This window comes from Candidatus Hydrogenedentota bacterium, assembly GCA_012523015.1.
Classification (GTDB): Bacteria; Hydrogenedentota; Hydrogenedentia; order Hydrogenedentales; family CAITNO01; genus JAAYBJ01.
Genome location: JAAYJI010000285.1, coordinates 1 through 9425 on the forward strand (window position 1 = coordinate 1; position 9425 = coordinate 9425).

Here is a 9425-nt window from a genome sequence, read left to right on the forward strand (position 1 = left end):
GACACGCTCCATTTCGCGGCAGGCAACACCTCCTTGGAAAGCCTGACCGATGAAGCGGTGCGGCTGGGACTGCACTTCATGATTTCACTGAGCCCCGACGAGTTGCGTGCCGTGCCCGCCTATCTCAAAGATTTTGCCTCGGCGCGCTGTGACCATATACTGCGCTTCGAGTGTGGATGTGAAAGCATCGAGAGCGAATGCTGCGGACTCATGGAAAATTTCCGCACCACCGTCTGCCCCGCAAGCATGGCCTTGGTCGTGAAAGATGCCAATACCTTTTCGAAGCTTCTCGGCGACACCTCACGCATGCCCGCGCGCCATGTGTCGCTCGTATCGGACACCTGGCCCAGACCCGAAGAAGTGCAGCGCATCCGCTATATAGCCGCTCAATATGGGCAGGAAAGCCAGCAGATTCACGTATCCTGTCCGTCGTGGTTCCCGCGCAGCAACGAACAGGCTGCCACGCTGCTTCCCCGATTTTTCCAATATCGCGCCGCTGCTGCCAGCCAAATCGGCGTCAATGCTGCCCTCATCGCCGACGATGTCGCCGTGCAGGAGACCATGGCCTATCTCAACGGACTTGCCCTCTTTTTCTCCGGACAATGCTATGTGGGCAGTCCCACCGGTCAAGATGGCGTGAACAGTCTGCTCTTCCGAAAAGGAGCGCAATGGCTGACCGTGCTCTGGTCGGACATGAAGGGGAGTACAGCTACCTTTGCCGTGGACGGCGCTATCAACCTCGCCCTTTACGATGCTTTCGGCAATGCCATGAAACTGGATGAGCCGGGACAGCGCGGGCTGGAAGTGCCCTGCGGCCCCATACCCGTGTATTTGACAGGAACCGGCGGCGCACTGCTCGGCCGTGCCGCAGTCAACCGACTGAAACAACAAATCGATTTCTTCATGGCGCAAAGCGACCTGCGCGAAAACCTTACGCCTGACGTGATCGAGCGCATCCAAAAAATCGGAGCGGAACCGCGAAGCGACGCCAACCGGCTGCGCTTCTTGGAATTGGCACGGACCCTGCCGTGGATCGAAGAACAATGGCACAGCCGAGGGCTGTCCCGCCACGTGGCTGTCCCCGCTATCATGCTTATTTCCGATATTCTGAAAACCATGGCCATTATCGAAGAGGATAGGGGAGAGCTCTTCCTCGAGCCTGTTTCCGATACGCTGGGCAGAACAGAAGAATTTCAGTCCTTGTATTTGACCGGCTCGGCAGGTTCCGCCAAGGCACGGGAACGGGGCGATTGGGTTTTGGGTGAGGTGCGCCGCCTCGTCGAAGACGCCGAATCCCTCGAACAAGCGGGACGCAAGATTGAAGCGGCCGGTATCGCAGCCCTCGCCGAAGCACGGGCACAATGTCTCAAAGCCGCGGCACGGGCAGAGGTGACCAACGAGTCCGCAGAGCTCGTACCGCTGCCGCTCACGCCCGCCGTAGAAACACCGGTGCCTGAGGCTGAAACAGCCGAAACCGGAGCCCTTGTCCCTGAAGCGCCGAAACCCGATGTGCCTGCCCAAGACAAGGATAAAGATACGGCAAAGGCAAAGGATGAGAGCGCCCCCGTGAAGGAGGAGAAGGCGGCGGAAGAGGCGGCTCCGGCGAAAAAAGACACGCCAAAAGAGACCCGCGCAGACGATACGGTTCATGTCGTCGTTTCCGGAGATAACCCCTATGCCATCGCCAAGAAGTATGGCGTGAAATTGGCGGATCTCCTCGAAGTGAACGATTTGACGTCGAAGTCAATTTTGAAGATCAATCAAGAACTGATCATACCGAAGAGCAAATCCGATTAACCGACTCCCGGTACTATCGCTTAGCTGCTCGAAAGAAGACGTTGCTGTGCCTCAGCCGCAGCGCCGCCTATGTAGTCAACCTTAATCAACGAATGTGGAAGTGTGCTTTATGGGATCGTCAAGAATTAAACCACAAACACTCAAAGGATTTCAAGACCTTTTACCCGAAGAAATGATTGCCAGAACAGACGTCATCGATCGCATCCGCCGCGTCTATGAACGCTTCGGTTTTGTACAGCTGGACACGCCGGTCATGGAACATCTGGAGACGCTCACGGGCAGCGCAGGCCTTGAAGTAAACAAGGAAATCTTTCAGCTCTTCACACCTGAGAATGAAGCCGCCGCCTTGCGTTTTGATCTCACCGTTCCCTTTGCACGCATCGTCAGTCAATATCGGGATCGCATCAAACTGCCCTTCAAACGATATCATGTAGGCCCCGTATTCCGCGCCGATAAACCCGGTTTGGGCAGGTTCCGTCAGTTCACGCAAATCGATATTGATATTGCCGGCGCACGGGGTGTTGTCGCCGATGCAGAAGTCATCGCCGTACTCTGCGAAGCCATGCGCGCTGTTGGCCTTGTCCAAGATGAAAAACCCCGCTTCCGCGTGCGCATCAGCAACCGCAAACTCATGGACGCCCTCTTGACGGGCAACGGTATCAGCGAAATGGCGCGCATAAAGCACAGCTTGCGCGTAGTCGATAAGCTGCAAAAAGTGGGGGCCGACAATGTGCGCGCCGAGCTAGGCAGCGGACGGGTCGATGAGTCCGGCGATCCCATCCCCGGCGTACACCTTGAACCAGCGCTCATCGAAGACATCCTCGCGTTCATTGATGTGAAAGCCGATAACAGGCGCGCTGTTGTTGAAAAGCTGCGCGCGCAACTGCCCGCCACAGAAGAAGCGGAGGTAGCGCTGACGGAGATGTCGGAACTGGCCGACTTTCTGGAGGTGCTCGAGATCTCCGAGGAAGAGGCGCGCTTCGATCCGAGCCTCACCCGTGGACTTGATTACTATACAGGCGCCGTCTATGAAATCGAAATTGTGGATTGTCCGAAGGTGGGCTCTGTGGGCGGCGGCGGACGGTACAACGAGTTGTGCAACCGTTTCCTTGCCCAAGAGATCCCCGCTACAGGCGCGTCGATCGGCGTTGATCGCTTGTTAACCGCCCTGCGCGAGTTGTCCTTGGTGCCCCTCCGTAAAAGCACCGTGCAGGTCTGCATCGCGGCCATCGGCAGGGTACACCCCCGCGAGCTGCTGCGTGTCGCCAAAGAATTGCGCTCGCTGGGCTTCAACACCTCCACCTATCTGGGCGGCAAAAAAAATCTCGCCAATCAGCTCAGCGACGCCGACCGCTACGAAATACCGGTAGCCGTCATTTTGGGCGAAGATGAATTGGAAAAGGGCGAAGTATCGATCAAAGACCTCTACGCAGGCAAACGAGTCCGAAAGGATATCCAAGATCGCGACGCCTACCGTGAAGCCGGCAAAGCGGCACAGGTCACTGTGAAACGGAGCGAAATGGCAGCGGCCATCAACGCCATTTTAGCCATGAATGACGCCGACGAAACGCCATAAAGCGGGGGACAGCCATAGCCATGCAGCCTGAGAATAAGTCTATTGCGCGCTGCCGCCACTTTGGCGAATGCGGCGGATGTCAGTTTCAGGATCTGAGCTACGACGCTCAGCTCAGCCAGAAACAGGCGGTCTTAAAGGAAGGCTTCGCCGCCTTTTGGCAGGAAGATATTCCGCTGATCCCGTCGCCCGTACGCTACCATTATCGCAATAAGGTGGATCCCGGCTTCGCACTCAAACGCTATCCGGAACCGCCGCCCAAAGACTTCAAGCGGGAGACCGTGCTGGGCTTTAAAACGCGCCAAGGATGGCGCTGGCCCTTAGAGCTCGACGAATGCCTCATTGGACCAGAAGGGCTCGACCGCCTATTCACTGCGTTGCGGCCATGGCGGGAAGCCTGCGGACTCGACGCCTATAACAGCCGAGCCAACACGGGCAGATTGCGCAATCTGCTGGTCCGCGACGGTAAGCGGTCAGGGGAAAGAATGGTCGTGCTGCTGACCACGCCCGGAACGCTGCCCCATGCAGATGCCTTTGTCGAGGCCGTAGTAAAGGGCTTTGATGCGTGCAGCATCCTTCATGGTGAATTCGGCGGCAAAGCGGAGGTGGCGACGGCCGACACGTTGACCCTGCTCCACGGCAAGGAATGGATCACCGAAACGCTTCTCCCGGACCTGCAAGCGGAAGCTGCCTCAGCCGCCGGCGTGCCCTACGAGAATCCCGGCCAATACCTCGCTGCCGAACAAAGAACCGAGAAAGCGCTCCATTTCCGTATCTCGCCCTTGAGCTTTTTCCAGACCATTCCTCTTGCCGCAGAACGACTCTACGGAATCATAGCCAACTGGGCGAAGACCGTGGAAGCGCAGCTCCTCTACGACCTCTACGGCGGCGCAGGGGGCATCGCCTTTTGTTGTGCCCCCTACACGCCCGAGATCGTCAGTGTCGAGAATAACGTCCATGCCTCCGAAGACGGCCGCTTCAATGCCGTACGGAACGATATCCAAAACGTGGAATTCATTACCGACACCGTCCGGGGCTTCACCAAAAAACTGCAGCAACGGGGCGGTATGCCTGCAGCCAGTGCCGTTGTCCTTGATCCGCCCCGAGCGGGCATGCATCCCAAATCGATCAAGCGTATTCTGGAGATGGCGCCGCCTCATATCCTCTATGTTTCCTGTAATCCCCGCAAGTTGGCGGAAGAACTAAGCGCTTTCACCGAAAGCTATAGGCTGACGCAGCTGCTGGGCGTCGATCTCTTCCCGCACACCCCACACGTGGAACTGGTGGCGGCGCTGCGCCTGCATTAAAACGCAGCTGAATGCCGGGGCGTTATATGGAATTGCGGATAGAGCAACAAAAAAATATTTTGAACCTGCGCTGTATTTGCCACTTCCTTCACGTATACTATAAAATGAGTTAAATCTTTAGTGATTATGGTTTTGGATCTCTCCCTATTAAAATAGCGTGATGCCTATGTTCAAGATTTGTTGACTTAGTAAGGCACTCGGGAAGCACGCCAAAGGGAACGTGAATACAGGGAGCACAGGAATTACGTATGCCAAGGTCTACTATGAAAAAACTTTTTAAAATTTTCAAACGTAATAAATCTGCAACAAAACGACCGCTAACGACACGCTCAGTTGAGGTAGAACAAAAGCTGCCAACATCGGAAGAGGAGATCGAGCCTGCGCCGGAAGAAATATTAGCTGCCTCGGAAAATAAGGAAGTCCCCGCGCCAGCCGAAGATACCGAAGCCATGAGTCCGCAGGAAGAGGAGCTCGAGCCACAGGCGGAAGAACTCGTTCAATCCCCGGAACCGATCACACTTGAGAATCCCGACGACGACCCCGAGCTCCACAGGGTCACCTTTGCCCCCGATGAAGATCTGAGATGGACCAAGCCAATGCGCCTTATCCTTCAAGGAGAAGAGCTTTCCTTCCAAAATAACGCATGGGCATGGGTCTTAGTTGCCGTCACAGAATGGCTTATCACAACCCAAAATCCCCGACTGTCGTCCTTGGAACAAAAGGCGTTCATAGGTGAACGACCTTTTCTTTTAGCTGAAGAGGTTGAAGATCGCGCATGCAAACTGTTGTCCAACGGAAAATGGTTGAGCACCCAATACAGCGCCGACGCTTTGGTCACTATCATCAACAAGCTCTGCGCCCATTGCCGTATCCCCTTGGATGACATCACCATTTATTATAAGAAACAGCAAGGGTCAGAAGCTGAAGAGGGCGATGCAAATGTTGGGGAAGTACAAGCAGAGCCTTACGAGACCGGCGAGGCTACGCCGGCTGCATCCCCCATACATGAGAATCCGGAAGACGATCCGGAGCTGCATAGGGTCACCTTTGCCCCCGATGAAGATCTGAGATGGACCAAGCCGATGCGCTGTATCCTCCAAGGGAAAGAGCTTCCCTTAACAGAAAATACATGGGCACAAACCTTACTAACCCTTACAGAATGGCTTATCACAGCCCAAAATCCCCGACTGTCGTCCTTGGAACAAAAGGCACTGATAGGTGAACGACCTTTTCTTTTAGCTGAAGAGGATGAAGATCGCCCATGCAAACTCTTATCCAACGGAAAATGGTTGTTCACCCAATACAACGCCGACACTTTGGTCACGATCATCAACAAGCTCTGCGCCCATTGCGATATCCCTTTGGATGATATCGCCATTTATTATAAGGAAAACAAAGCCGCGAAAGAGCGTGCCGAAGAAGCGGCAAAAGAACAAACACAAAGCAAAGCCGATACGGACATCCTAGATGAGCATGGCGCCTATTACTGGCGCGTTGATTTTAGGCAGCCTGAAAATTATGACGAAGCACGACCTGTACGCTGTACGCTTCAAGGCCAACAACTCCCGCTGGATGAGCAACGTTGGTCTGCTGTACTCATAGCCATCACGGAGTGGCTGATAGCCCAAGACCATCCTAAATTAGCCGTCTTGGAACAACAAGCCTTATACGGGATTATGCCTTTCTTACAGCCGGAAAAAGAAGCCTTTATTCAGGGGTCTCAACTTTCTAACGGCAAATGGATTCGCACCAATAACCACGCCCAAAATATGATTTCCGTCATCTCCAAACTTTGTGACCATTGCAGCATTGACCTCAACGATGTTGAAATCCTTTGCGAATCGACACAAGACACGACCCTCCTGAAACAACAGATTACGGAACTGTTGCTGAACCGTTATCGCAATGGTTTTAGATTTGACTTTATTGAGATGAAACGGTTTCGCAGCTTTGCAGCAGAGGCGGGCATTACCGGGCTGCCATCTGAGGATAAAGCGCTGGAAGCCTACATTCGCGATTGTGGTATGAGCTATGAGAACAAAATATATGTTATCACCAACGAGGCGCGTGAAAAGATACGCAAAGGTGTCGAACATCATTTCGACCAAGGCGCAGCCGTTATCTTTTTCGAAGCCTTCTATACCTTGCATTGGTACGAACTCGAACAACAAGGCGTGCTTTCTGAAGAAATGCTTCGTATCCTCCTCCAGGATCTCTTCCCCGAATTAAACTTTACATTACTCTATTTTGGATCTAAAACCGGGGCTTTTTTAGAGGTCGTGAAAGACGAAATTCTGCGTGTATGGGGGAATAATTTTTCTTGGGATTGTGAACAATTGGCAAAACGACTGCCCTGCATACCTCTGCCAAGAATCAAGAATACTTTAGTCCGTGAGGAAGAGTTTATTTGGAACGAGAAAGAAACGTATGTTTATGCCGCACAGATTCATATTACCGACGAGGAAGTGACATCCATCCGTGACCTGACAGAGAAAGCCTGCACGGAGCAAGGTTATATCTCTATGGGAGCATTGCCCCTGGAAGAGATCCGGGAAAGGAATGATCAATTGTCAGAAATAGGCCTATACAACGCTGTTTATCGCCTATGCCTGGCCGATACCTTTCACAGGCAGGGGAAAGTGCTTTCTCACAAAGGGGAAAAACTTGACGTTTCAACCATTCTCATAGACTACTGTCGAAAACAAGACCAATGCACCCTGGAAGAACTGAGAGACTACGCCAAAAACGAACTGAAAGAAGATCGTAGTTATAAGGCGATTTCCGCAGCCAATACGGTTCTTGTGCGCATTGACAAAGATCGATTTGTAGCCGACGACAAAGTACATTTCGATATTGAAGCAATCGATGCAGTCATCGAAAAAAACGTGCCCTATGATTATCTGCCCATAAAAGCATTCACCAGTTTTTCCGACGTTCCAAGCTGTGGTTACAGGTGGAATCTCCATCTTTTAGAGAGTTACTGCCGCCGTTTCAGCAAACAATTTCGTATTGATGCCCTCTCCGAAAATTCAACAAATATCGGGGTCATTGTTCGGAAGCGTTGCGGACTGTCATATGAAGAGATCATGAGTGATGCCGTAGCAAGATCCAATATACCCCTCAAAAAAGATGATGTAAACAACTATCTCTTTAATGAGGGCTACAGTGGAAGCCGAAATTTAAACAGAATTAACGATATCTTAAAAAAAGCACAGGATATTAGACAAAGGATTGGATGAGTATGTATTCGTATACCCATGATCCGGAAACAGGAGGATTACTTCTTAATTTCAGTCCAACCGGATTTTCAAAGGAACCACGCCCTGTATATGCTCCAGAACTGGATATCTTGGGCTTTGATAAATATTGGAAATATGACAAACAGACCGATCTGCCCTATATGTGGGCTGAAGCAAATCAATACATCTATCGCGGTAAAGTGGTAGCCAGACTTAAAGGTGGTAATCTATACACAGCACCCGAAATAAACATTCCCAAATCTGACAATGGCAAGGTTATTAGACCAGAACCGAGAGGGAAGAAGCTGCGCCCTATAAATATTGAAGCTATGACAAAGGCCAATAGGAAGGTACTTCAGGTCGTTGAGCAAACTACAATAAAAAAAATACTGAATGTTTATAAAAAATATAAAGCAAAACTAGACTGCTTCCACGTTGCCTTTTCCGGTGGAAAAGATAGTCTTGTCTTATTAGATCTTGTTAAAAAAGCACTGCCAAAACGTAGTTTTCTTGTGCTTTTTGGTGATACGGGTATGGAATTTTTAGACACTTATAAAATTATCCGAAAAGTTAAAGAACAATGTATTCAAGAGGACATCCCATTTTATAGCGCAGAATCGCGTCTCAGTCCGGAAGAATCTTGGAATATTTTTGGACCACCATCGCGCGTCCTTAGATGGTGTTGCTCGGTGCATAAAAGTGCTCCACAAACTCTTAAACTGAGAGAAATTACCGGTAAAGAAGACTACAAGGGTTTGGCATTTGTCGGTGTCCGCGGACATGAAAGTAATGTTCGATCACACTACAAATATTTAAATACAGGAGAAAAGACTAAAGGTCAGTATAGCCACAATTCAATTTTAGAATGGACTTCTGCAGAAGTTTGGTTATATATTTTTGCCCACTCTCTTTTAGTAAATGAAGCGTATAAAAAAGGAAGCGCTAGAGTAGGTTGCCTTTGCTGTCCAATGGGCGGCGGAAAATCTCGCTTCATAGAATATACCAATTACAAAGAAGAGGTAGACAAGTATTTAGAAATTATTAAAACTGCATATGGAAAAGAAGATTCTGATTTCGAAGATTTTATTCTTAAAGATGGATGGAGTGCGCGTAAAAACGGGCGTGACTTAATTAAAAATAAATTAAAATACACAGACACTTTAAAAAGCCAATTTTTGACAATAAATATATCAAATCAATTATCTAATTGGAAGGAGTGGATGCAAACGATCGTTATTGACAGCAATCAATATAAGGTCGAACCTAAAAGAGCAGGTCTATCAGTTGAAATTAAAGCGGACTATTTAAAAAATAATCCTTTGCTCGGCAAATATTTTAAACACGTATTCCATAAGACCGCTTGCTGTCAAGCTTGTGGTGTTTGTGTCAAGCCCCCGCTTTTTGGTCCAGTTGTTATGAGAGTTTCTGTGTTTCATGAGCGCGCCTCCTGGCAGGATTGCATGGGCGCTTGTGGAGCCGAGCGTAGCGAGGCGGAACAAGCGCCCATGC

5 protein-coding genes are annotated in these 9425 nt (G+C 50.6%); all 5 read left to right on the forward strand.

What is annotated here, in order from left to right:
• Nucleotides 1–1797 (forward strand): LysM peptidoglycan-binding domain-containing protein (locus tag GX117_12450; GenBank protein NLO34141.1); only part of this gene is annotated, 1797 nt, incomplete at its 5' end.
• 109 nt (nt 1798–1906) lie between these two features.
• Nucleotides 1907–3373: a histidine--tRNA ligase gene (hisS, locus tag GX117_12455; GenBank protein ID NLO34142.1), complete on the forward strand. Its 1467-nt coding sequence runs from the start codon at nt 1907–1909 to the stop codon at nt 3371–3373.
• 20 nt (nt 3374–3393) lie between these two features.
• Complete coding sequence (locus GX117_12460; protein ID NLO34143.1) at nt 3394–4677, forward strand: class I SAM-dependent RNA methyltransferase; 1284 nt, start codon at nt 3394–3396, stop codon at nt 4675–4677.
• A 248-nt stretch (nt 4678–4925) separates the two neighbouring features.
• Nucleotides 4926–7916 carry a hypothetical protein gene (locus tag GX117_12465; GenBank protein ID NLO34144.1) on the forward strand — a complete coding sequence of 997 codons (2991 nt, stop codon included), beginning with the start codon at nt 4926–4928 and terminating at the stop codon, nt 7914–7916.
• Between the two features lie 2 nt (nt 7917–7918).
• On the forward strand, nt 7919–9425 hold a 1507-nt coding region (locus GX117_12470; GenBank protein NLO34145.1), incomplete at its 3' end, for a phosphoadenosine phosphosulfate reductase family protein.

Bases quoted from the DNA above. Each gene is read 5' to 3' on its own strand.
- hisS (NLO34142.1), top strand. From the start codon at position 1,907: ATGGGATCGTCAAGAATTAAACCACAAACACTCAAAGGATTTCAAGAC.
- GX117_12460 (NLO34143.1), top strand. From the start codon at position 3,394: ATGCAGCCTGAGAATAAGTCTATTGCGCGCTGCCGCCACTTTGGCGAA.
- GX117_12465 (NLO34144.1), top strand. From the start codon at position 4,926: ATGCCAAGGTCTACTATGAAAAAACTTTTTAAAATTTTCAAACGTAAT.